This window comes from Geodermatophilus sp. TF02-6 (genome assembly GCF_003319115.1).
Classification (GTDB): Bacteria; Actinomycetota; Actinomycetes; order Mycobacteriales; family Geodermatophilaceae; genus Geodermatophilus.
Genome location: NZ_QOHF01000004.1, coordinates 228,927 through 252,219 on the forward strand (window position 1 = coordinate 228,927; position 23,293 = coordinate 252,219).

Sequence of the window (23,293 nt, forward strand, 5' to 3'; positions counted from 1 at the left end):
CTGGACCTGCGACGGGTACGGACGGTGCCCGCGGGCTGGAACGGATCCCCGCGGCGCGGGTGGGCGCAGGAAGGACCCGATGCGGCATGGGACATGCGCGTGTGGGAGGCGTGCGGCGCGACGACGGTGTCCAGGCGGCCGGCGTCGACCGCGAGCGACTGGTCGCCGCGCTGCGCGCCGCGGGGGCGCGCTTCGCGTACGTGCACGGCAGTCGCGTCCACGGGTCCCCGCGGGCGGCGTCGGACCTCGACGTCGCGGCCTGGTTCGACGATCCGGACAGCCGTCCGTGGACGCTGGACCTCCCCGACGTCGTCGACCTGGTCGCGCTCGACCGCCTGCCGCTCGATGTCGCCGGCCGGGTGGCCGTGGACGGCGCCCTGCTGTTCGACGACGACCCGCCCGCGCGCGTGCGATGGGAGGCCGACACCCGGCTGCGCTACTTCGACGAGGTGTGGCGCCGCAGAGCGGCCAACCGGGACTTCCTCGCGGCCCGGCGGATGGTTGACGTCGAACGCGTCGTCGCGCTGCTGCGTCGCCTCGACGTGGAGGTCGCCTACCTGCAGGCACGGGCGGCGCAGGACCGGGTCGCGCTGCGCGCCGACGAGGAGCGCCTGAGTGGCCTCAAGTACCGCTTCGTGACGGCTCTGGAGACGCTGGTCGACATCGCGCAGCACCTGTGCGCCTCCGAGGGCTGGGGCCCCCCGCGGTCCAACGCGGACAGCGTCCGGCTCCTCGGCGCCCAGGCGGTCGTCCACGACGCGCTGGCGGTGCGGTTCGCCGCTGCCGTCGGCTTCCACAACGTGCTCGCGCACCAGTACGCCGAGGTGGACGACGACCGGGTGGTCGCCAACCTCGACGACGTCGGTGACCTCGTGCGCTTCATCGAGCTGACGTCGCGCTGGGTCGCGGCCCGTCAGGACTGACTGTGAGCACGGTCACGAGCGGGAGGAGGTCGCGGCCCAGGTCCGGTCGAGGCGCCACGGGCACGCATCCAGCGGCACGGCAGGAGCAGGGCAGCGACCCGACTCACCCGAGCGGCAGCAGTCGCACCTCGGGCGGTTCCAGCAGGCCGAGCGGGTCGAGGTAGGTCTGCCCGCGGCGCAGCCCCCAGTGCAGGCAGGCCGCCGCCGGGCACCCCGCGTGCCCGGCGGCCAGCGTGCCCAGCGGAGAGCCGCGGGTGACCACCTGGCCGGCGCCGACGGTCGGGTCGACCGGCTCGTAGGTGGTCCGCAGGCCACCGGCGTGGTCGACGCTCACGACCGGCCGTCCGGCCACCATCCCCGCGAAAGCGACGACGCCGTCCCCCGCAGCCAGCACGGCCGAACCCGGCGACCCGGCCAGGTCCACCCCCCGGTGCCCGGCGCCGTAGCGGTCCGGCGGCGGGTCGAACGGGCGGGTCACCGCGCCGTCCACGGGCCGCTGCCAGAGCACCGCGACCGTCGCGTCCGGACCAGCGCCGGTCGCGGGCGCGGCGTTCGCGGGGACGGCGGCGCAGAGCAGGGCCGCCGCGAGCAGCAGGGGAGCGAGGACGGCGAGGCGCACGTCGGCGAGCCTGGGTCCGGCGCCGACGGGGCGGGGCGGTCTGGGCTCACCTGTGGACGGCCCCGGCCGCTGGGGAAACCGGTTCCCGACGAGGCGTATGCTGACAGGCGCGGTCCGCCCCGCGCGGATCGACTTCGCGCGTCCTCACACCCGCTCCGAGCGGGTCAGCCGCCACCTCGGTCCCATCAGCACCGCGGGCACAGTGGCGCAGCCGGACGCCAGGGCGGTGCGCCACCCGGTGCCCGCGACAACCGAGCAGCGCGGCCGCCAGCGGCCGCGCGCAGAACAGAGAGGCTGCGGCCATGGCAGTCGTCAGCATGAAGCAGCTGCTCGACAGCGGCGTCCACTTCGGGCACCAGACCCGCCGGTGGAACCCGAAGATGAAGCGCTTCATCTTCACCGAGCGCAACGGCATCTACATCATCGACCTGCAGCAGACGCTCGGCTACATCGACCGTGCCTACGACTTCGTCAAGCAGACGGTCGCGCACGGCGGCACGATCCTGTTCGTCGGCACCAAGCGCCAGGCGCAGGAGGTCGTCGCCGAGCAGGCGCAGCGGGTCGGCATGCCCTACGTCAACCAGCGCTGGCTGGGCGGCATGCTCACCAACTTCTCCACCGTCCACCGGCGGCTGCAGCGGCTCAAGGAGCTCGAGGACATGGAGCAGACCGGCGTCATGGCCGGCCTGTCCAAGAAGGAGCAGCTCGGCCTGACCCGGGAGAAGGCCAAGCTGGAGCGCAGCCTCGGCGGCATCCGCGACATGCAGAAGGTGCCCAGCGCCATCTGGGTCGTCGACACCAAGAAGGAACACATCGCCGTCGGTGAGGCCCGCAAGCTGGGCATCCCGGTCGTGGCGATCCTCGACACCAACTGCGACCCCGACGAGGTCGACTACAAGATCCCGGGCAACGACGACGCCATCCGCAGCGCCGCGCTGCTCACCCGCGTGGTCGCCGACGCCGTCGCCGAGGGCCTCATGGCCCGCTCGGCCGCGCAGGCCAACGCCGGGCGCGAGGACGGCGGCGAGCAGGCCATCGGCGGCGACGAGCCGCTGGCCGACTGGGAGCGCGAGCTGCTCACCGGCCAGCAGGGCGATGCCGCCGAGCCCGCCCCGCTGCCGGAGACCCCGGCCGACCCGCCGACCGTCACCGTCGGCGAGGTCGCCCCGGTCGAGGGCATCCCCGCCACCAGCGGCGGCAAGGACGCCAACGTCGTCTGAAGAAGGACCCCGTCCCTCTCACCCCTCGCAGGCTCGGGGTGAGCCTCCGGACGGGGCCGACCGTGCTTTCCCCGCACCACACCACCCAGACATCGAGGGAAGTGACATGGCTGGCTTCACCGCAGCCGACGTCAAGCGTCTCCGCGACGCCACCGGCGCCGGCATGATGGACTGCAAGAAGGCGCTCACCGAGGCCGACGGCGACTACGACAAGGCCGTCGAGCTGCTGCGCATCAAGGGCGCCAAGGACGTCGGCAAGCGCCTCGAGCGCTCGACCACGAACGGCGTCGTGGTCACCAAGGACGGCGCGCTGCTCGAGCTCGACTGCGAGACCGACTTCGTCGCCAAGAACGCCGACTTCGTCGCGCTGGCCGAGCGCCTGCTCGACGTCGTCCTCGAGACCCGGCCGGCCGACGTCGACGCCGCGCTGGCCACCGAGGTCGACGGCCAGACCGTCGCCGCCCTCGTCGAGGCCGAGTCGGCCCGCATCGGTGAGAAGCTGGTGCTCAACCGGTTCGTCGTGTTCGACGGCCAGACGGCCACTTACCTGCACAAGCGGGCCACCGACCTGCCCCCGGCCATCGGTGTCGCCGTGCAGTACAGCGGCGGCAGCGAGGACGCCGCGCGCGCCCTGGCGATGCACATCGCCGCCGCGCGCCCGCGCTACCTGACCCGCGACGAGGTGCCGGTCGAGGTGGTCGAGACCGAGCGGCGCGTGGCCGAGCAGACCGCCAAGGAGGAGGGCAAGCCCGAGCAGGCGATCAGCAGGATCGTCGAGGGTCGGGTCAACGCCTACTACAAGGACTTCGTCCTGCTCGAGCAGCCGTCGATCACCGAGCCCAAGCGCACGGTCGAGCAGATCGTCGACGAGGCCGGCCTGACCGTGGAGCGGTTCGCCCGCTTCGAGGTCGGCCAGGCCTGAACGAGGAACCCGTCCTCCCCACCCCTTGCAGGCTCGCGGCGGGACCCTGCAGGGAGGCCGACCGCCGGCCCCGTCCCCTCCGGGACGGGGCCGGCGGTGTGTCGGGGCCCGAACGCGGGAGCCCCTGCCCGGGAGAGGACGCGAGGCGGATGCGGCAGGATCAGGGGACCGCAGCGAGGGGAGAACCGTTGACCGACACCGCCGCGCCGAGTGCCACCGTGCCGCTGTCCGCGCCGACCGCCTTCCAGCCCGCCGACCGGGCCGGGTACAAGCGGGTCCTGCTCAAGCTGTCGGGGGAGACCTTCGGCGGGGGCAGGGTCGGCGTGGACGCCGAGATCGTCAAGGGCATCGCCACCCAGCTGGCCGAGGTGGTCGGCAAGGGGGCCCAGGTGGCGGTCGTCATGGGCGGCGGCAACTTCTTCCGCGGCGCCGAGCTCTCCCAGGCCGGCATGGACCGCACCAAGGCCGACTACATGGGCATGCTGGGCACGGTCATGAACTGCCTGGCGCTGCAGGACTTCTGCGAGAAGGCCGGGCTGGAGACCCGCGTGCAGTCGGCGATCACCATGGGGCAGGTCGCCGAGCCCTACATCCCGCGCAAGGCCATCCGGCACCTGGAGAAGGGGCGCCTGGTGATCTTCGGCGCCGGCGCCGGCATGCCGTACTTCTCCACCGACACGGTGGCCGCCCAGCGGGCGCTGGAGATCGAGTGCCAGGTCCTGCTGATGGGCAAGAACGGTGTGGACGGCGTCTACGACGACGACCCGCGCGCCAACCCGGACGCCGTCATGTACGACGACCTCGACTACGGCACGGTACTGGCCAAGCAGCTCAAGGTGGCCGACGCGACGGCGATCAGCCTGTGCATGGACAACCGCATGCCGATCGTCGTGTTCAACCTGCTGCGCGACGGCAACATCGCCCGTGCCGTGGCAGGTGAGAGGATCGGGACGCTGATCAGCGACCCGGACTGACCGCCGACGCCGACCCGCCCGCAGACCCGTGACGCCCGCGGCGGAGGCTCCGCCGCACCAGGAGGAGAGACCCGTGATCGACGACACCCTGCTCGACGCCGAGGAGCGGATGGACAAGGCCCTGTCGGTCGCGCGGGAGGACCTCGGCTCGGTGCGCACCGGCCGCGCGGCCCCGAGCATGTTCAGCAAGGTCCTGGTCGACTACTACGGAGCGCCCACGCCGGTGCCGCAGATGTCGTCGATCACCGTGCCCGAGGCGCGGATGGCGGTCATCAAGCCGTACGACAACAGCCAGCTGTCGGCCATCGAGAAGGCCATCCGCGACAGCGACCTGGGCGTCAACCCGACCAACGACGGCCAGATCATCCGCGTGGTCTTCCCGCAGCTGACCGAGGAGCGCCGCCGCGACCTGGTCAAGATGGCCCGACACAAGGGCGAGGACGCCAAGGTGGCCGTCCGCAACGTGCGGCGCCGGGCCAAGGACGAGCTCGACCGGATCGTCCGGGACGGCGAGGCCGGCGAGGACGAGGTGCGCCGGGCGGAGAAGGAGCTCGACGACCTCACCGCCAAGCACGTGCACGGCATCGACGAGGCGGTCAAGCACAAGGAGTCCGAGCTGCTCGAGGTCTGAGCCGCCGCCTGCGCCCATGACCTCCGTGCGCCCATGACCTCCGTGCACCCATGACCTCCGTCCGCCCATGACGACCGACCGCGACACCGGGCCGATCCCCATCGTCGGCCCGCTCCCGGCGCCTCCTCCACCGCGGCCGGTGACGGAGCTGCCGACGGCGGACCTGCCGACGGCGGACCTGCCGGTGGCGGAGCCGGCGACCGCCGAGCCGGCCACCCCGGGGCCGGCCCACGAGGTCCCGGACGGCGGAGGCGCCCACGTGTCGCCGGGCAAGCCCCCGGGGCGGGCCGGGCGCAACCTGGTCGCCGCCATCGGCGTGGGCCTCGGCCTCGGTGCGGTCATCCTGACCTCGCTGCTGGTGTACCGCCCCGCGTTCCTGCTGGTCCTGACCGCCGCCGTCCTCGTCGGCGTCGTCGAGCTGACCCGCGCCCTGGCGGCCGGCGGCGTCCGCGCGCCCCTGGTGCCGGTGCTGGTCGGTGCGCTGGCGATGACCGCCCTGGCCTGGACGCGCGGCCCCTCCGGCCTGGTCGTCGGGCTGTTGCTCACCGTCCTCGCCGTCCTGCTGTGGCGGCTCGGGGACGGCCCCGAGGGCTACCTGCGGGACACCTCGGCCGGCGTCCTGGTCGCCCTCTACGTCCCGCTGCTCGCCGGGTTCGCCGTCCTGCTGCTGGTACCCGACGACGGCGCGGCGCGGGTGCTGGCGTTCATCGCCACCGTGGTCGGCAACGACGTCGGCGGCTACGCGGCGGGCGTGCTGTTCGGCAGGCACCCCATGGCCCCCTCTGTCAGCCCCAAGAAGTCCTGGGAGGGGATGGCCGGATCGGTGGTCGCCTGCGTGCTCGTCGCCACGCCGATCGTGGTGCTCGCCCTCGACGGTCCGTGGTGGGGCGGGGTGCTGTTCGGGATCGCGCTGGCGGCGAGCGCGACCATCGGCGACCTCGGCGAGTCGCTGGTCAAGCGCGACCTCGGCATCAAGGACATGGGCCAGCTCCTGCCCGGCCACGGCGGGATCATGGACCGGCTGGACTCGCTGCTGCCCTCGGCCGCCGTGGCCTACCTGCTGCTGTCCTGGGTCGCTCCGGCCTGAGGGACCCCCGCTCGGGGCGGGTCCCGGGAGAGGGCCGTGGGGTCAGGATGCGGCGACCTCCCACGTCGACCCGACGACCCGGAAGCCCCGCCGGGTGTACCAGTGCTGCGGCCAGTCCGCGGCGTCCGCCTCGAGCACGACGAGGTCGCACCCGGCGTCCGCGGCGGAGGTGAGCAGCCGGGCGAGGACGGCGTCGGCGTGCCCCCGCCCCCGGGCCCCGGGTTCGGTGACGACGGACTCGACGGCGGCCGTCGCGCCGTCCACCCGCAGCTGCCCCGCGGACACCACCGCAGCGCCTTCCCGGACGACGACGTCGCTCACCGCCACCACCGCGTCGTTGCGGTGCTCGCGGCCGACGAGCTGGGTGACGACCTCGTCCAGGTCGGCTCCCGCGGGCAGGTCGCGCCGCCACGAGCGCTCCCACAGTCCGTGCACCTCCTCCTGCGGCACCACCTCGGCGCGCTCGCCCCCCGGCAGGGGCTCGGCGGCCCGGGCCATGACCAGCAGCTCGAGCACCTCCCAGCCGCGCCGGGCGAGCTGGGCGGCGACCGTGCCGGCACCGGCCCAGCGCAGCGTCGCGGCCCGGTGCGGCCAGCCGGCGTCGGCGGCGACCGCGGCCGTGACCTGCTCGATGGTGCCGGCGTCCACCGGCGAGGAGAGCAGCAGCCGGTTGTCGTCGCGGGAGTGGGGGTAGCGCGGATCGCGGACGGCGACGCCGCCTGGGACGTCGCGCACCTCCGCCGCCCGCCGCACCCGCAGCGACAGCTGCAGCGCCAGCGCCCGGCCGAGGGCGTCCTCCGGTGCGGGCAGGTCCGGCTCGGCCGGCGGCCGGTACGGCACCACGGCGACGACGGCGGACACCGGCAGGGGCCCGTGCAGGTGTGGCCCCCTCCAGGGCGTCCCCGAGCTCGCGAGGGGACCCAGGAGGGGGTCCTCTCGCAGCCGGTCGCGGTCGACGACGAGCAGCACGAGGTCCCGCCGGCCGGGGAACAGCCGGGCCGCCGGGAGGTGCACCTGCTCCGGCGTGGACAGGTACACGAAGCCCTCGGTCGCCAGCGACGGCGGGCGGAGGACCCCGACGTCCAGCCCTGCCCGCCAGGCCGTGGGCTCGGTCAGGTGCACGAGGACGCCGTCGTTCACGCCTGCCATCCTGCCCGGATGAGCGAGCAGGCCCCGGCGGTGGCGGACACCGACGGGATCGAGCGCATCGCGGCCGGCTACCGACGGTTCGCCGAGGTCGAGGCGGCGACGGCCTCCCCGCTGTACGCAAGGCTGGCGATCGCGGTGGCCGAGGACGAGGAGCTGTTGCGGTTCCTGAGCGGCCTGCCGACCGGCAAGCGGCAGCCGAACCTGTTGTTCGCCGCGGTCCGGTACCTGCACGGCACGCCCGCCGGGCCGGCCGAGCTCCGCGGCGCCGTGCTCGAGGAACCGGATCGGCTGCGAGCCACCGTGCTCGCGCGGGCGACGCAGACGAACGAGGCCGCACGCTGCACCGCGCTGTTGCCCTTCCTGGGGCTGATCGAGGGCCCGCTGGCGCTCATCGAGGTCGGCGCCTCCGCGGGGCTGTGTCTGTACCCCGACCGCTACAGCTACGACTACGACGGCAGACCGGTCGGCCCGCCCAGCCCGGTGCACCTGACCTGTACGACGACGGGCGCTGTCCCGGTGCCCGCCGCGCTGCCCGAGGTGACCGCCCGGATCGGGATCGACCTCGACCCGCTGGACCCCGCCGACGACGCCGACCGCGCGTGGCTGCAGGCGCTCATCTGGCCGGGGTCGGCAGCCGAGGAGCGGCGGGCGCGTCTCGATGCCGCCGCGACGATCGCCGCCCGGGAACCCGTCCGGATGCTGGCCGGCCACCTGCTCGACCGGCTGCCGGAGGCGGTGGGGCTCGTGTCCACCGGCAGCAGCGCCGTGGTGTTCCACACGGCGCTGCTGCCCTACGTGCCGCTCGCTCAGCGGAAGGCGTTCGTCGAGCTCGTCCGCGAGCTGCCCGTCCGGTGGATCGCGCAGGAGGGACCCGGCGCACTGCCCGAGGTGGAGGCCCAGCTGCCCGATGCCGACGAGGCCCGCGGCCGCTTCGTCCTCTCCCTGGACGGCCGGCCGGTGGCGTGGACCGCGCCGCACGGCGGGCGGATCGACTGGTTCGCCGGTGGCTGGGAGACGATCGGCCGGTGAGCGGTGGACCCGGCCCGACCGAGTGGGGGACGACGATCGGCGTGGGACCCTGGCCCGGCCCGTGGCCGCAGGACCCGCGCTACGACCCGGAGCTGCTCGCCCACGGCGACCGGCGCAACGTCGCCGACCGCTACCGCTACTGGACGGTCGAGGCGATCGTCGCCGACCTGGACCGGCGGCGGCACCCGTTCCACGTGGCGATCGAGAACTTCGGCCACGACCTCAACATCGGGAGCGTCGTCCGGACGGCGAACGCCTTCCTCGCCGCCGAGGTGCACATCGTGGGACGACGTCGCTGGAACCGCCGCGGAGCGATGGTGACCGACCGGTACCAGCACCTGCGACACCACGCCGACGTCGCCGGGCTGGCCGCCCACGCCACCCGGGAGGGTCTGACGCTGGTCGCCGTGGACAACGCCCCCGGCGCGGTGCCGTTGGAGACCGCCGACCTGCCACAGCGGAGCGTCCTCCTGTTCGGCCAGGAGGGGCCGGGCCTGACGCCGGAGGCCCGTGCGGCCGCCGCGGTCACCGTCTCCATCGCGCAATTCGGCTCCACCCGCTCGCTCAACGTCGGGGTGGCGGCGGGGATCGCGATGCACGCCTGGATCCGGCAGCACGCCGACCTGGGCGCGCCGCGCTGATTCACCGCAGCGACGGGTCCGGGTCGACGCCGCGCGCCCGCAGGGCGGCCTCGACCGCCTCGCAGACGGTCCGGAGGACCGCCACCCGCGCCCAGCGCTTGTTCTCGGCGGCGATGACGTGCCAGGGCGCCGCGGCGGTGTCGGTGCGCTCGAGCATCTCCTCGACGGCGGCCGCGTAGGCCTCGCGCCTGTCGCGGTTGCGCCAGTCCTCGTCGGTGAGCTTCCAGGCGCGGTAGGGGTCGCCGCGGCGGGACTCGAAGCGGCGCAGCTGCTCCTCGGGCGACAGGTGCAGCCAGAACTTGACGATGACCGTGCCCTCAGCGGCCAGCGTCTTCTCGAGGTCGTTGATCTCGCCGTACGCACGCCGCCACGCCTCCTCGGGGGCGAAGCCCTCGACCCGCTCCACCAGCACCCGGCCGTACCAGGTGCGGTCGAGCACCGCCATGCCGCCCCACCCCGGCAGCACCGGCCAGAAGCGCCACAGGAAGTGGTGCCGCTTCTCGTCGTAGGTGGGCGCGGCGAACTGCGCCACCCGCACGTGCCGCGGGTCGAGCCGCTCGACCAGCCGCTTGATCGCACCGCCCTTGCCCGAGGCGTCCCAGCCCTCGAACAGCACGAGCAGCGGCGGCCCCAGCTCGCCCGGCCCGATCTGCCCGCCGAGGAGCAGCCGCAGGTGCACCAGCCGCCGCTGGACGGCCTTGAGCTGCTTCCTCTCCTCGTCCTTGGACAGGCGGAGCGACAGGTCGACGTCGGTGAGCCGGCTCATGCGGTCGAGCCTGGCCGCTGCGTGCCCGTCGCGCCTCCGGTGGTCCGCGTGAGGTGTCCGACCCGCTCGCCGGGCCACTGCTCGACGTCAGCTGCCGATAACCCACCGTGAGGAAGGGAGGCGCCGTGGGACCGATCCACCCGGACGACACCGGCCTGCCCCCGCCTCCTGCGGACGCCGCGGAGGCCCCCGAGGCGGCGGTCGGGGAACCGACCGGACCGGACGACTGGGACGAGTCCTGGCTGCCGGGCTGGTTGGCCGGCGACGTGCGGGAGCCCGAGGCCCAGGAGCCCGGGGGAGGTCCGGCCCGGCAGCCGGAGGGCGCTCCCGCCGCACCGACCGCGGAGGCCGGTGCCGCGGCCGGGGCCGGGTGCGGCGGACCGGGCCCGGTCGACGAGGCACCCGCCCGCGACGGGGACGACGGGTCGGAGGCGGACCGCCCGGCCGAGGAGCCCGCTGGGGAGGACGACGGCTCGGGTGCGGACGACCCGGACGACGCCGCCGCCGGTGAGGGCGACACCGTGGGCGAGAACGCGCCCGACGAGGACGCCCGCGCCGAGGACGAGCCCGACGGGGACCGTGACGGCGGCCCCGCCCCGGCCCCGCTCGAGGCCGTTGCCGCGGTCCCGGACCGCGCCGCGCCGCCGGCCACGGTCCGGTCGCGCCGGTGGACCTGGCTGTCCGTGCTCGGCGCTCTCCTCGTCGCCGCGGGGATCGCCGGGGCCTCCCTGGTGGCCAGCGCCGGGAGCGCTCCGGTACCGGCCGCGCAGCTCGCCGACGGTCCCGTCCCGTCGTCCGCACCGGCCTCGTCCTCCGCACCGGCCTCGCCCTCTGCGCCGCCGCCCGCCGCGCCCGCCGCGCCCTCCGTCGCCGACGCCGCCGCGCCGAGCGCCCCGGTGCCCACCACGCCGCCGTCCGTCGCGGCCGCTCCGGCGGCGGCCGTCGACGTCCCGGTCGGCCGGGTCCGCGCGCCCGCGCCGACCAGCGCCGCCGCCGTCGTCCCCACCCCGACCCCGGCTGCGCCGAGCCTCCCGGCCCTCGACCCGGCCCCGGCCCAGGCCCCGGCCGCGGTCCCGGTCCCGGTCGCGCATGCACCCGACCGGCCCGCCGACGGGACAGCGCCCGGACCGGACGTCGCCACGCCGGAGGAGGACCCGGCGGGTCTCCCCGAACCCGCCGACCAGCCGGACGACGCCGCAGAGGAGGACCCCACCGCCGAACCGGCGACCCCCTCGAGCGACCCGACCCCCACCTCGACGCCCGAGGCCACACCGTCGGCCGAACCCACCTCCACCCCCACCCCGGAGGACGACGCCACGACGACGCCCGGTCCGGCGGACGACCCCGTCCCGTCCCCGGCGGCGACCTCGACGCCCACCCCGACCGGCTGACCGGACGCCGCACGGCGGGAGTGATCTGGCCCGCGGGCGAGCCCGGGGACCGGTCGGGGATGGGACCATGGAGTGCGCCATGACTGCCCTCCCCCTGGTCTTCGACGCCCCCCGCCGGGGCAAGCCGCCCCGCCACCTCGCCGACCTGACCCGCGAGGAGGCGCGCGCGGCCGTGACCGAGCTCGGTCAGCCGGCGTTCCGCGCCGACCAGCTGGCGCGGCACTTCTACCGGGGCGTGACCGACCCGGCGCAGATGACCGACCTGCCGGCGCCGGTGCGCCGGACGCTCGCCGACGCGCTGCTGCCGGGCCTGCTCACCCCGGTCCGCCACCAGTCGGCCGACGGCGGCCGCACCCGCAAGACGCTGTGGCGGTTGCACGACGGCGCCCTGGTGGAGAGCGTGCTCATGCGCTACCCCGACCGGGCCACCGTCTGCATCTCCAGCCAGGCCGGCTGCGGCATGGCCTGCCCCTTCTGCGCCACCGGCCAGAACGGGCTGACCCGCAACCTGTCGGCTGCGGAGATCACCGGCCAGGCGGTCGCGGCGGCCGCGGCGATGGCGAGCGGGGAGATCCCGGGCGGACCGGGGCGGCTGTCCAACGTGGTGTTCATGGGCATGGGGGAGCCGCTGGCCAACTACGCGCGGGTCCGCAGGACGCTCGATGCGCTGGTCACGCCGGCCCCGCACGGCCTGGGGCTCTCCCAGCGCTCGGTCACCGTCTCGACGGTCGGCGTCGTCCCGGCGATCCGCCGGCTCACCGAGGAGGGGCTGCACGTCACCCTCGCGGTGAGCCTGCACGCCCCGGACGACGAGCTGCGCGACAGCCTGGTGCCGATCAACACCCGCTGGGAGGTCGCCGAGGTCGTCGCCGCCGCCGACGCCTACGCCGAGCGCACCGGCCGCCGCTACTCGGTGGAGTACGCGCTCATCCGCGACGTCAACGACCAACCCGAGCGGGCCGACCTGCTCGGCCGGCTGCTGGCCGGGCGCCGGGCGCACGTCAACCTCATCCCGCTCAACCCCACGCCGGGCAGCCCGTGGGACGCCAGCCCGCTTCCCGTCCAGCGCGAGTTCGTCGCCCGGCTGCGGGCCGCCGGCGTGCCGACGACGGTCCGCGACACCCGCGGCCAGGACATCGACGGCGCCTGCGGGCAGCTGGCCGCCGCCGCAGAAGGAGCCGCAGGAGGACCCCCGGAAGGACCCCTCGCCCCCCGCCGTGGAAGGACCCCGTCCTCCCACCCCTCGCACGCTCGGGGCGGGACCCGGGACGGGGCCACGGCGGGGTCCTGCAGGGGGCCTGAGCCTCGGGACGGCGCCGAGGCCGAGCCGCCGGTCGCGCTCGGGGCGGAGGCGGACGCATGAGCAGCGCGCCCGCCGCCGAAGCGCACGAGCACACCCACGCCGACGTCTCCGGCGGCTGGCTGCGGGCCGCCGTCTTCGGCGCCATGGACGGCCTGGTGACCAACACCGCGCTGGTCGCCGGCGTGGGCGGCGGCGGGGCCGCGCCGCGGGCCATCGTGCTCTCCGGCGTGGCCAGCCTGGTGGCCGGGGCCATCTCGATGGCGCTGGGGGAGTACACCTCGGTCCGGACGCAGAACGAGCAGCTCGACCTCGAGGTGGCCAAGGAACGCCGCGAGATGGAGCGCAACCCGCACGGCGAGCTGGCCGAGCTGGTGCAGATGCTGCGGGTCCGCGGTGTGGACGACGAGCTGGCCCAGCGGGTCGCCGTCCAGCTGCACCGCGACCCCGACGTCGCGCTGCGGCTGCACGTCGTCGCCGAGCTGGGGCTCAACCCGGAGGACAAGCCGTCACCCGCGACGGCGGCGGTCTCCTCGTTCCTCACCTTCGCGACCGGCGCGGCGATCCCGCTGCTGCCGTTCCTGTTCGGGGTCTCGCTGCTGTGGGTGGCCCTGCTGTGCGGCGGGGTCGGGCTGGCCGCGGCCGGCGCGCTGTCCTCGCGGTTCACCCCGCGGCCGTGGTGGTTCGCCGCCGGCCGCCAGCTGCTGTTCGGCGCGGCCGCGGCGGGGATCACCTACGCGGTGGGCGTGGCGATCGGCGTCAGCGTCAGCTGAGCCTCACCGCTGGCAGGACAGCCCCGCGGCGGTCAGCGCGTCGGCGGTCTCCGCGGTGGGCAGGCGGACCGGGACGGGGCCGTCGCGCGCCTCCCCGGGCAGCACGTCGACCCTCGACGGGTCCGTGCCGGCCAGCGCGGCGAAGTCGGCGAGGGAGGTCGCGGTGTCGACGGTGAGCGCACTCGAGGCCGCCCACGCGGTCGCCTGGAGTCGCCCGGGCTGCAGGGCACCGGTCCGCGCAGCGGCGGCGAGCGCGGTCAGGACGGTCGCGGCCGCGGAAGCCCGACCGTCGGGGTCCGGGGGGACGGGCACCCAGCGGCCGTCGACGCGGTGCTCGGGATGGCGCGACCGGACCAGCGCCAGGGCGGTCCGGCCGTCGACGTGCTGTGGCCCGCCTTCCGTGACGAGCAGGCCGGCCGCGGGGTCGCGCACGGGGACGGGCACGTCGAGGTCGATCCCGCCGACCGCGTCGACGACCGCCGCGAAGCCGGCCAGGTCGACCGTGACGAGGTGATCGGTGGGGATCCCGAGGTCGCACAGGGCGTCGACGGTGCCTTGCGGTCCGCGCAGCCAGGTCAGCGCGAGCCGCTCGGGCACCCGGGGTCCGCGCACCAGCAGGTCCCGGGGGACCGACAGCAGCGAGGTCCGGTCGCCGTCCTCGTGCACGACCAGGACGACGTCGGCCCGGCTGCCGGGCACCTGCTCGGCCGTTCCGAACTCCGCCATCGGCGCCCCGGCGGGCAGTGCGGCGCGGTCGTCCAGCCCCAGCAGGACCCACGTCGTGCCCGGCCCCGGGTTCAGGTCGACCGCCACCCGGTCGACGCGGGCGGCGAGCAGCGCGGCGTCGGCACCGAGGAGGACCAGCGCGGCGAGGACGACGGCGAGGACGGCGCGTCCGGTCCCGGCACGCGGCGGACGCCGGTCGGGGCGACCCCGACCGGCGTCCGCCGTCGTCCGTACCGTCACGCTCAGACCTGCGGGGCCTCCTTGCGGCGGCGGGCGGCGAACACGGTCGCGCCGCCCAGCAGCACCAGGCCCACACCACCCGCCAGCGGGACGGCGATGTCCGCGCCGGTGTAGGCCAGGCTCGAGGACGTGGTCTCCAGGCCGGCGCCGGCGACGCTGACCGTGATGGCCTCCTCGAAGTGGCTGCCCATGGTGCCGTCGTAGGCGATGTGGTGGGTGCCCTCGGGCGTGCCGGCCGGGAGGGTGAACTCCACGGTCAGGACACCCTGGGCGTCAGCGGTGAAGGTGCCGAGGACGACCGGGGTCGAGTGCAGCACCACGGTGACGACCTCGTGCGGCTTGAAGCCCTTGAGCACCTTGACGACCTTCGTGCCGGGCGCCGCGGTGGAACCGGTGGTGCCCGAGGCGTTCGTGCTGGCGATGCCCGGGGTGTTGGGGGTCGCGCCCGGCTTCCACTCGGTGCCGGCCGGGGTGCTCGGGGTGCTGGCAGGCGGGGTCGTGGTCGGGGTGGACGGCGTCGCGGTGGCGGCGGCGAGGGTCACGTGGGCGTCCGGGTACTCGACGGAGGGCGTGGGCGTGGCGTTCGGGTCGGTGCTGTAGAAGCCCAGGTAGTCCATGCACGCGGAGTGCACGGCGTAGGTCCCCGGGGCGGCGTCGGGCGCGAAGGCGAGCTCCAGCGACCACGTCCCGTCGTCCTCCGGGTAGGTCACGTCGATGATGCCGTCATCCCCACCGTTCTCGACGACGACGGCGACGAGGTTCGGGTTGGGCTCCTCACCCGCCGGACAGTCGGTCCCGGAGACGGTGAACGTCTGCTCCCCCGTGACCGTGGACGGGGCGACCGTCGGGGCGGCCGGCGAGGCCAGGGCGGCCGGGGCGAGCAGCAGACCCGCCGCGGCCGTCGTGGCGGTGAATCCGGTCAGGGTCGCGATCCGGGTGGTGGTGCGGGACATCGACGGCTCTCCGCTCAGGTCTGGAGTCCGGCGCTCCGGACTGCTCCGACCTGTCTATCGGCTGGTGACAGCCTGTGCTGTAGCTGGGAGTTGACGACGTCCCGCCATCCGGTTGGCGATGGTTGCGCACCGCGCCCCACCTGTCACACCAGACACCAGAGGCCCGCTCCCGGGAGGAGCGGGCCTCGGGTCACGAGGAGGCGGTCACTGGGCGCGCCAGGCGTTCCTGCGCCGGAAGAAGTCGGCCACCTTGATCAGGATCATGATCACGGCGATGCCGACGATCCAGATGTCCTCGATGCGGCCCTCGTGGTTGCCGACGAGGTAGGCGAGGATGAACAGGATCGCGATCCACGAGGCGATCCGGCCCGCCCGGCCGGTCTCGCCGTGCCAGCCCCAGTCCTCCGGCCGCTCGTGCTCGATCGGCTGGGCGTCGCGGCGGACGATGCCCTCTTCCCGCCGGGGCTGGTTGACCCGGTCGGTCGCGGGGTGGTCCGTGGTGATCCGCTCGCGGTGGGTCTGCTCGGTCACGGCGCCATTGTGGCAGCCCGTGCTGCGGCCCACCTGCCGAGGGACGACGGCACGTCGCGGCCCTGCGGGCGTCGGGGAGGATGCCGGCGTGACCGGAGTGCGCGAGGTGACCGTGCTGGGCTCCACCGGGTCGATCGGCCGGCAGGCGATCGCCGTGGCCGAGCAGAACCCCGACCGGCTGCGCGTCACCGGGCTGGCCGCCGGCGGCGGGGACGTCGGCCTGCTGAGCGACCAGGCGCTGTCCCTCGGCGTCCGCACCGTCGCCGTGGCCCGCGCGAGCGCCGCCCAGGACCTGCAGCTGGCCTTCTACGCCGCCGCGTCCAAGCGCGGCTGGTCGGCGGGGGAGTACGCCCTGCCGGAGATCCTGGCCGGGCCGCGAGCGGCCGAGGAGCTCGCCGCCCGACCCGCCGACGTCGTCCTCAACGGGATCACCGGCTCGATCGGGCTGGGCCCGACGCTGGCCGCGCTCGGAGCCGGGCGCACCGTCGCCCTGGCCAACAAGGAGTCCCTGGTGGCCGGCGGTGACCTCGTCCTCGCCGCTGCGGCGCCCGGGCAGCTGGTCCCGGTCGACTCCGAGCACTCCGCCCTGGCCCAGTGCCTGCGCGGCGGGCACATGAGCGAGGTGGCCCGGCTGGTGCTCACCGCCAGCGGCGGGCCGTTCCGCGGCCGCAGCGCCGCCGAGCTCGCCGACGTCACCGTGGAGCAGGCGCTGGCCCACCCGACCTGGGCCATGGGGCCGGTCGTGACGATCAACTCGGCGACCCTGGTCAACAAGGGCCTGGAGCTCATCGAGGCGCACCTGCTCTTCGGCGTCCCCTACGCCGACATCGACGTCGTGGTGCACCCACAGTCGATCGTGCACTCGATGGTCACCTTCGCCGACGGCGCCACCATCGCCCAGGCCAGCCCGCCGGACATGCGACTGCCCATCGCGCTGGCCCTGGCCTGGCCCGACCGGCTGCCGCACGTCCAGCCGGCGCTGGACTGGTCGACGGCGAGTGCCTGGCAGTTCGCGCCGCTGGACGAGCGGGCGTTCCCCGCCGTCGGGCTGGCCCGCTCCGCCGGCCAGGCCGGGGGCGTGGCACCGGCGGTGTACAACGCGGCCAACGAGGAGGCGGTCGGCGCCTTCCTGGTGGGTCGGCTGCCGTTCCCCGGCATCGTCGACCTGGTCGCGCGTACCCTCGACGACGCGCCGGACCTCGGCGTTCCCACCTGCGTGGACGACGTGCTGGCCGCTGAGCGGTGGGCCCGGGAGCACGCCCGCGCCGCCATCTCCGGAGGCCGACACTGAGCGGAGTGCTCCTCACCGTCCTCGGGATCGTCGCGTTCGCCGTCGGCCTGCTGTTCTCCATCGCCTTCCACGAGGCCGGCCACTTCTTCTGGGCCCGGCGGTTCGGCATGCGGGTGCCGCAGTTCATGGTGGGCTTCGGCCCGACGGTGTGGTCGCGGTGGCGCGGCGAGACGGAGTACGGGCTCAAGGCCGTCCCGCTCGGGGGTTACATCCGCATCGTCGGGATGATCCCGCCCGCCGAGGAGGGCGAGAGCCGGCGCGCCACCCGGATGCGCTCGTTCATCGCCGAGGTGCGCGGGCAGGCGCAGAACGACGTCCTGCCCACTGACGGCGACCGCGTCTTCTACCGGAAGCCGTGGTGGCAGCGGGTGATCGTGATGTTCGCCGGGCCGTTCCACAACCTGGTGCTGGCCGTCGTGTTCTTCGCGGTCACGCTGACCGTCGTCGGCACCAGCGTGTTCACCACGACCGTGGGCCAGGTCCCGGCGTGCGTGCTGCCGGCCGGGGCCGCCAGCGCCACCGCCGAGGACCCGTGCTCGGTGCCGATCACCGCCGACGGACAGCGCTGCCAGGCCGGCGCGGCCGATTGCGCGCTGCCGCAGCAGAGCCCCGCCGCGGCCGCCGGGCTGCGCCCGGGCGACACCATCGTGGCGATCGGCGGTGAGCCGCTGACCCGCACCGCCTACGACAGCTGGACGGCGGTGCAGCAGGCGATCCGCAGCCACCCGGGGCAACCGCTGGCGCTGACCGTCGAGCGGGACGGCGAGCGGCGCGAGCTCACCGTCACGCCGATCCCCAACACCGTCTACGCCGATCCCGCGGACCCCGCCGCGGGGACCACGACCGCCGGCTACCTGGGCGTGTCCCCCACCGTCGAGCTGGCCCGCCAGGCGTGGAGCGACGTCCCCGGCTACTCCGGGATGATCACGGCCAGGTCGGTGGAGCGGCTGGTCGAGATCCCGCAGAAGATCCCGCAGCTGTTCCGGGCGGCCTTCCTCGGCGAGCAGCGCGACGCGAACGGGCCGGTCGGCGTCGTCGGCGTCGGCCGGATCTCCGGCGAGGTCTTCTCCATCCAGGCGTTCTCCGGCGCGGAGAAGGTCAGCTTCTTCCTCAGCCTGCTGGCCAGCATCAACCTGGTGCTGTTCCTGTTCAACCTGTTGCCGATCTACCCGCTCGACGGCGGGCACATCGCCGGTGCGCTCTACGAGAAGGCGCGGTCGGTGGTCGCCCGGCTGCGCGGCCGGCCCGACCCCGGACCGTTCGACATCGCCCGGCTGATGCCGGTCGCCTACGTGGTCGCCGGCCTGTTCATCGCGCTGTCCGGGCTGCTGCTGGTCGCCGACATCGTCAACCCCATCACGCTGCAGTAGCCGCGGACGGGGTCACAGCGCCGTCACCAGCACCGCCGTGCCCAGCGGGCGATACTGGGTGCCATGGCGACCCCCGTCAGTCTCGGCATGCCCGCTGCACCCCCGCCCGTCCTGGCCCTCCGCCGCACGACCCGCCAGCTCGACGTCGGCGGCGTCGGGGTCGGCAGCGACTCCCCGGTCAGCGTGCAGTCGATGACGACGACCAAGACCGCCGACGTCAACGCCACCCTGCAGCAGATCGCCGAGCTCACCGCCGCCGGCTGCCAGATCGTGCGGGTCGCCGTCCCCGACACCGACGACGCCGAGGCGCTCCCGATCATCGCGAAGAGGTCGCAGATCCCGGTGATCGCCGACATCCACTTCCAGCCCCGCTACGTCTTCGCGGCGATCGACGCCGGCTGCGCCGCCGTCCGGGTCAACCCCGGCAACATCAAGAAGTTCGACGACCGGGTCGGCGAGATCGCCCGGGCCGCCCAGGACGCCGGCATCCCCATCCGCATCGGCGTCAACGCCGGCTCCCTCGACAAGCGGCTGCTGGCCAAGTACGGCAAGGCCACCCCGGAGGCGCTGGTCGAGTCGGCGCTGTGGGAGTGCTCGCTGTTCGAGGAGCACGACTTCCGCGACATCAAGATCTCGGTCAAGCACAACGACCCGGTGGTCATGGTGCGCGCCTACGAGCTGCTCGCCGCGCAGTGCGACTACCCGCTGCACCTCGGCGTCACCGAGGCCGGCCCGGCCTTCCAGGGCACGATCAAGTCCGCCGTCGCCTTCGGCGCGCTGCTCTCGCAGGGCATCGGCGACACCATCCGCGTCTCCCTCTCCGCCCCGCCGGTGGAGGAGGTCAAGGTCGGCACCCAGATCCTCGAGTCGCTGAACCTGCGCCAGCGCGGCCTGGAGATCGTCAGCTGCCCCTCCTGCGGCCGCGCCCAGGTCGACGTCTACCGGCTCGCCGACGAGGTCACCGCCGGGCTGGACGGGCTCGAGGTGCCGTTGCGGGTCGCGGTCATGGGCTGCGTCGTCAACGGCCCGGGGGAGGCCCGCGAGGCCGACCTGGGCGTCGCCTCCGGCAACGGCAAGGGCCAGATCTTCGTCAAGGGCGAGGTCGTCAAGACCGTCCCCGAGTCGCAGATCGTCGAGACGCTGATCGAGGAGGCGCTGCGCCTGGCTGCCGAGATGCCGACCGGTGAGCACGTCGACGCCGGCGCCCCGCCCGGTGCGCCCGTCGTCACCGTCGGCTGACGACTCCGGTGCTCCGCACCCCGGTGTCTTCCCCCCACCCCGCCACCCCGGTGTCTTCCCCCCACCCCGCCACCCCGGTGTCTTCCCCCCACCCCGCCACCCCGACGGCTCGCGTCCTCGACGAGACCGACGAGCCGACCGTCCGCCGCCTGCTCGCCACCGACCCGGTGGCTGCCTGCGTCATCGCGGGCCGGGTGGAGGCCGCCGGCACCACGACCGCGGCGCTGGGCGCCCCGCTCTGGGGCTTCGGCGCCGGCCGCTCGCTGGAGGCGGTGTGCCTGGCCGGGGCCAACCTCATCCCCTTCGCCCTGCCCGGGGCCGAGCAGGCCGCGGCGGTCGCGTTCGCCGAGCGGGCCCGCCGGGCCGGACGCCGCTGCTCCACGATCGTCGGGCCGGCCGCCGCGGTGGGCCCGCTGTGGGAGCTGCTGGAGCCCGCCTGGGGCCCGGCCCGCGACCACCGCCCCCGCCAGCCGCTGCTGGCCATCGAGGGGCCGCCGGCCGTGGCACCCGAGCCCCGGGTCCGCCCGGTGCGCCCGGCCGAGACCGACGTTCTCCTGCCGGCGGCGGTGGCGATGTTCACCGAGGAGGTCGGCGTCAGCCCGCTGCGGCTCGACGGCGGCGCCAGCTACCGCGCGCGGGTGGCCGACCTGGTGCGCGCCGGGCAGTCAGTGGCCTGGATCGAGGACGGCCAGGTGCTGTTCAAGGCCGAGATCGGCGCGGTCTCGCGCGGTGTCTGCCAGGTACAGGGGGTCTGGGTCGCGCCGGCCCACCGCGGCCGCGGCATCGGCACCGCGGGCACCGCCGCCGTGGTCGAGTACGCCCGGACCACGATCGCCCCGGTCGTCAGCCTCTACGTCAACGACTTCAACACCGCCGCCCGCGCCGCCTACGCCCGGGTCGGCTTCCGCGAGGTCGGCCGGTTCGCCAGCGTCCTCTTCTGACGCGCCCCCCTCCGGACCGCCTCCCCGACGGTGCCTTCCCGGCGCACTGCGTCCCCGCGTCGCCTTCCCGGCGGTCCGCGGTGCTCCCGGCCCGCCGCCACGGCCTGCGGACCGCCGTCTGGAACGCTGTTCCCCCGTGCACACACGACGGCGGACGGCCCTGGCATCCACGCTCGCGCTGCTGGCCGTGCCCGTGCTGGCCGCCTGCTCGGGAAGCGCGGAGGACGACGTCCGCGCCGCAGCGGAGGCCTTTCTCACGGCATGGGCCGGCGGCGACACCCACGCCGCCGCCGACGCCACCACCGACCCCGCCGCGGCGACCGCGCTGCTCGACCGGACCGCCGCCGACCTGCCCGGCGCGACGCTGCACACCGACCTGGGCGACGTCGCGGTCGACGACGGCGCCGCCACCGTCGACTGGACCGCCACCTGGGACCTCGCGGCCGCCCCCGACTGGAGCTACCCGGCCACCCTGCGGCTGCGCGAGGCCGACGAGGGGTGGGACGTCGTCGCCGAGCCCACCCTGGTGCACCCGGAGCTCGGCGCGGGCCAGCACCTGGTGCTCCAGCGGGAGCTCCCCGAACGCGCGGCGATCACCGACGCGGACGGCTCGCCGCTGTTCACCCCCACCGAGGTGGTCGACGTCGGGGTCGACCCGGCCCAGGTCACCGACCTGCCGGCGCTGGCCGCGGCCCTGTCGGCGGCCACCGGCGTCGCCGCGGAGGAGATCGTCGCCGACGTCCAGGCCGCGTCGCCGGGCCAGTTCGTCCCGGTGATCACGCTGCGCCGCCCGGACTTCGAGGCGATCCGCGCCCAGGTCTACGACCTACCCGGCGCCGTCTTCCCCACCGCGACCCGGCTGCTGGCCCCCACGGCCCGCTTCGCCTCCGCGCTGCTCGGCCGGGTGGGCCCGGCCACGGCCGAGGTCCTCGACGAGACCACCGAGGACGGCGTCCCCACCTACGCCGCCGGCGACCAGCTCGGCCTCTCCGGCCTGCAGCGCGCCTACCAGCAGCAGCTGACCGGCACGCCCGGCTTCACCGTCTCGGTGGCCAGCACCGACCAGGCCACGGGGGACGCCGGCCGGCAGGTCGCCGCGGTCGCCCCGGTGCCCGGCACGCCGATCCGGACGCCGCTGGTGCGCGCGGTCCAGGACGCCGCCGACGCCGCCGTCGCCACGCAGCCGCTGCCCACCCACCTGGTGGTCGTCCGGCCCGGCACCGGCGAGGTCCTGGCCGTCTCCTCCAACGAGGCGGCCGCCGCGGGCAACGCGCTCACCGGCCGGTACCCGCCCGGGTCGAGCATGAAGGTGGTCACCGCGACCGCGCTGCTGGGCGCCGGCGCGCTGACCCCGCAGACGCCGGTGCCCTGCCCCGGCACGTTCGTCGTCGACGGCCGCGAGTTCGAGAACGCCGACCAGTTCGACCTGGGCACGGTGCCGTTCACCGAGGCGTTCGCGCAGTCCTGCAACACCACTTTCATGCAGCAGGCGCTGCAGCTCCCCGACGACGCGCTGGCCGCCGCGGCCGCTTCCTACGGGGTGGGCACCGACTGGCGGCTGCCGGTCGACGTCTTCAGCGGCAGCGTCCCGGCCGACAGCACGGGGACGACGAAGGCGGCCGACGCGATTGGCCAGGGGCAGGTGCTGATGAGCCCGGCCCAGCTGGCCCTCGTGGCCGCCGGCGTGGCCAGCGGCACCCCGGCCGTGCCGGTGGAGGTCGTCGGCGCCGACCCGGCCGGCCCGACCCCGACCGGCCCCTCGCAGCAGGTGCTCGACGCGCTGCGGCCGATGATGCGCCAGGTGGTGCTCTCGGGGACGGCCACCGCCCTGGCCGACCGCGGCGAGGTCTACGGCAAGACCGGCACGGCCGAGTACGGCAGCAACACCCCGCCGGACGCGCACGGCTGGTTCGCGGGCTACCGGCTCGGTGGCCCGCAGGGCGACGGCACCACCGGGGACATCGCCTTCGCCGTCCTCGTCGAGGGCGGGCAGACCAGTCGGCTGGCCGTCGACGTGACCGACGCCTTCCTCGGCGACCTGGGCTGATGAAGGACCCCGTCCTCCCCACCCCTCGCAGGCTCGGGCCGGTGCCCTGGACGGGGCCGTGGGTCAGTCCTCCTACAGGCCGGGGAAGGCGGTGGTGGTCGGTGTCCGGCCGGCCGCAGCACGCCAACCCACCGCACGCACCTCCGCGGCGGACAGCTCGTCCACCGCCAGCTGCCGCACCTCCACCGACACGGCCTGGTCGAGCACCCGCACCCACGCCGCGGCCACGCCGTCCTCCAGGTCGACGGCCAGGGCCGCGGCGTCGACGGGGGAGAGGACCGGGAACGGCAGCGCGTAGGCCGGCTCCGCGGCCACCGGGTCGTCGCCGCGCTGCCGCAGCAGCTCCACCAGCCGGTCTCGCACGTCGCGGTGGGCGACGTCCGCCGCGAACGCCTGGGGCCGGGAGTCCGGCGCCAGCCCCGCGCCCACCGTGCCGTATCCCCAGACCGCGGCGTGCTCGGCGGCCAGGACCGCGCGCAGCGCCGCGCTCTCCGTGCCCTCGTCGCGGGCGCCGTCCTCAGCCACGGGCG

The 23,293-nt window shown here is 75.2% G+C and carries 22 protein-coding genes and 1 pseudogene; 16 read left to right on the forward strand and 7 right to left on the reverse strand.

Going from position 1 to position 23,293, the window contains the following annotated elements; genetic code table 11:
- The first annotated feature begins 86 nt into the window (after positions 1–86).
- The gene (locus tag DQ238_RS05795; protein ID WP_147263010.1) at positions 87–923 is read left to right on the forward strand and encodes a HepT-like ribonuclease domain-containing protein; all 837 of its coding nucleotides are present in this window, start codon (positions 87–89) and stop codon (positions 921–923) included.
- Between the two features lie 103 nt (positions 924–1,026).
- Here the strand turns inward: DQ238_RS05795 and DQ238_RS05800 are convergent, their stop codons facing one another.
- The gene (locus DQ238_RS05800; RefSeq protein WP_199506157.1) at positions 1,027–1,542 is read right to left on the reverse strand and encodes a murein hydrolase activator EnvC; all 516 of its coding nucleotides are present in this window, start codon (positions 1,540–1,542) and stop codon (positions 1,027–1,029) included.
- Between the two features lie 302 nt (positions 1,543–1,844).
- On the opposite strand from DQ238_RS05800, the gene rpsB reads away from it, so the two are divergent.
- From rpsB to DQ238_RS05825, 5 genes are all read left to right on the forward strand, one after another.
- Positions 1,845–2,762 (forward strand): 30S ribosomal protein S2, encoded by a 918-nt coding sequence (gene rpsB, locus DQ238_RS05805; RefSeq protein WP_113780328.1) that lies wholly within the window; start codon positions 1,845–1,847, stop codon positions 2,760–2,762.
- A 106-nt stretch (positions 2,763–2,868) separates the two neighbouring features.
- Entirely contained in the window at positions 2,869–3,684 is an 816-nt protein-coding gene (tsf, locus tag DQ238_RS05810; protein WP_113780329.1) for a translation elongation factor Ts, read from the forward strand.
- Positions 3,685–3,908: 224 nt separating this feature from the next.
- Positions 3,909–4,658 (forward strand): UMP kinase, encoded by a 750-nt coding sequence (gene pyrH / locus DQ238_RS05815; RefSeq protein WP_199506162.1) that lies wholly within the window; start codon positions 3,909–3,911, stop codon positions 4,656–4,658.
- 73 nt (positions 4,659–4,731) lie between these two features.
- Entirely contained in the window at positions 4,732–5,289 is a 558-nt protein-coding gene (gene frr / locus DQ238_RS05820; RefSeq protein ID WP_113780330.1) for a ribosome recycling factor, read from the forward strand.
- Between the two features lie 67 nt (positions 5,290–5,356).
- Complete coding sequence (locus tag DQ238_RS05825) at positions 5,357–6,376, forward strand: phosphatidate cytidylyltransferase (RefSeq protein ID WP_113780331.1); 1,020 nt, start codon at positions 5,357–5,359, stop codon at positions 6,374–6,376.
- A 42-nt stretch (positions 6,377–6,418) separates the two neighbouring features.
- On the opposite strand, the gene DQ238_RS05830 is transcribed toward DQ238_RS05825, so the two are convergent.
- Entirely contained in the window at positions 6,419–7,516 is a 1,098-nt protein-coding gene (locus DQ238_RS05830) for a GNAT family N-acetyltransferase (RefSeq protein ID WP_233495743.1), read from the reverse strand.
- A gap of 18 nt (positions 7,517–7,534) precedes the next feature.
- Here DQ238_RS05830 and DQ238_RS05835 point away from each other — a divergent pair, with 18 nt between their 5' ends.
- Together DQ238_RS05835 and DQ238_RS05840 are read left to right on the forward strand one after the other, a co-directional pair.
- The gene (locus DQ238_RS05835) at positions 7,535–8,554 is read left to right on the forward strand and encodes a DUF2332 domain-containing protein (RefSeq protein WP_113780333.1); all 1,020 of its coding nucleotides are present in this window, start codon (positions 7,535–7,537) and stop codon (positions 8,552–8,554) included.
- Complete coding sequence (locus tag DQ238_RS05840) at positions 8,551–9,195, forward strand: RNA methyltransferase (RefSeq protein WP_233495744.1); 645 nt, start codon at positions 8,551–8,553, stop codon at positions 9,193–9,195. Before DQ238_RS05835 ends, DQ238_RS05840 begins: the two co-directional genes overlap by 4 nt.
- A gap of 1 nt (position 9,196) precedes the next feature.
- Here the strand turns inward: DQ238_RS05840 and DQ238_RS05845 are convergent, their stop codons facing one another.
- Complete coding sequence (locus tag DQ238_RS05845) at positions 9,197–9,961, reverse strand: polyphosphate kinase 2 family protein (protein WP_113780334.1); 765 nt, start codon at positions 9,959–9,961, stop codon at positions 9,197–9,199.
- 125 nt (positions 9,962–10,086) lie between these two features.
- Between DQ238_RS05845 and DQ238_RS05850 the strand changes: the two genes are divergently transcribed.
- From DQ238_RS05850 to DQ238_RS05860, 3 genes and pseudogenes are all read left to right on the forward strand, one after another.
- On the forward strand, positions 10,087–11,352 hold the full coding sequence (locus tag DQ238_RS05850) for a hypothetical protein (protein ID WP_113780335.1): 1,266 nt from the start codon (positions 10,087–10,089) through the stop codon (positions 11,350–11,352).
- A gap of 79 nt (positions 11,353–11,431) precedes the next feature.
- Positions 11,432–12,517: pseudogene (rlmN, locus tag DQ238_RS05855) on the forward strand (23S rRNA (adenine(2503)-C(2))-methyltransferase RlmN); the annotation flags it as partial.
- 194 nt (positions 12,518–12,711) lie between these two features.
- Complete coding sequence (locus DQ238_RS05860; RefSeq protein WP_113780336.1) at positions 12,712–13,425, forward strand: VIT1/CCC1 transporter family protein; 714 nt, start codon at positions 12,712–12,714, stop codon at positions 13,423–13,425.
- Positions 13,426–13,428: 3 nt separating this feature from the next.
- Here DQ238_RS05860 and DQ238_RS05865 read toward each other — a convergent pair whose 3' ends face one another.
- The 3 genes from DQ238_RS05865 to DQ238_RS05875 form a co-directional block, all read right to left on the reverse strand.
- Positions 13,429–14,391 (reverse strand): LCP family protein, encoded by a 963-nt coding sequence (locus DQ238_RS05865; protein WP_113780337.1) that lies wholly within the window; start codon positions 14,389–14,391, stop codon positions 13,429–13,431.
- 2 nt (positions 14,392–14,393) lie between these two features.
- Complete coding sequence (locus DQ238_RS05870; protein WP_113780338.1) at positions 14,394–15,344, reverse strand: LPXTG cell wall anchor domain-containing protein; 951 nt, start codon at positions 15,342–15,344, stop codon at positions 14,394–14,396.
- A 204-nt stretch (positions 15,345–15,548) separates the two neighbouring features.
- Entirely contained in the window at positions 15,549–15,875 is a 327-nt protein-coding gene (locus tag DQ238_RS05875) for a DUF2631 domain-containing protein (RefSeq protein ID WP_113780339.1), read from the reverse strand.
- Between the two features lie 88 nt (positions 15,876–15,963).
- Between DQ238_RS05875 and dxr the strand changes: the two genes are divergently transcribed.
- The 5 genes from dxr to DQ238_RS05900 all read left to right on the forward strand — a co-directional run bounded on the left by dxr (position 15,964) and on the right by DQ238_RS05900 (position 22,763).
- Positions 15,964–17,166 (forward strand): 1-deoxy-D-xylulose-5-phosphate reductoisomerase, encoded by a 1,203-nt coding sequence (dxr, locus tag DQ238_RS05880; protein ID WP_113780340.1) that lies wholly within the window; start codon positions 15,964–15,966, stop codon positions 17,164–17,166.
- Between the two features lie 5 nt (positions 17,167–17,171).
- Positions 17,172–18,536 (forward strand): RIP metalloprotease, encoded by a 1,365-nt coding sequence (locus DQ238_RS05885; protein WP_113780341.1) that lies wholly within the window; start codon positions 17,172–17,174, stop codon positions 18,534–18,536.
- Between the two features lie 87 nt (positions 18,537–18,623).
- A complete protein-coding gene (gene ispG, locus DQ238_RS05890) occupies positions 18,624–19,775 on the forward strand; it encodes a flavodoxin-dependent (E)-4-hydroxy-3-methylbut-2-enyl-diphosphate synthase (protein ID WP_199506164.1) in 1,152 nt (383 codons plus the stop codon).
- Between the two features lie 77 nt (positions 19,776–19,852).
- A complete protein-coding gene (locus DQ238_RS05895; protein ID WP_233495746.1) occupies positions 19,853–20,716 on the forward strand; it encodes a DUF4081 domain-containing GNAT family N-acetyltransferase in 864 nt (287 codons plus the stop codon).
- Between the two features lie 136 nt (positions 20,717–20,852).
- Positions 20,853–22,763 (forward strand): penicillin-binding transpeptidase domain-containing protein, encoded by a 1,911-nt coding sequence (locus DQ238_RS05900; protein ID WP_113780343.1) that lies wholly within the window; start codon positions 20,853–20,855, stop codon positions 22,761–22,763.
- Positions 22,764–22,835: 72 nt separating this feature from the next.
- Here the strand turns inward: DQ238_RS05900 and DQ238_RS05905 are convergent, their stop codons facing one another.
- Positions 22,836–23,288 carry a ferritin-like domain-containing protein gene (locus DQ238_RS05905; protein ID WP_113780344.1) on the reverse strand — a complete coding sequence of 151 codons (453 nt, stop codon included), beginning with the start codon at positions 23,286–23,288 and terminating at the stop codon, positions 22,836–22,838.
- Between the last annotated feature and the right edge of the window lie 5 nt (positions 23,289–23,293).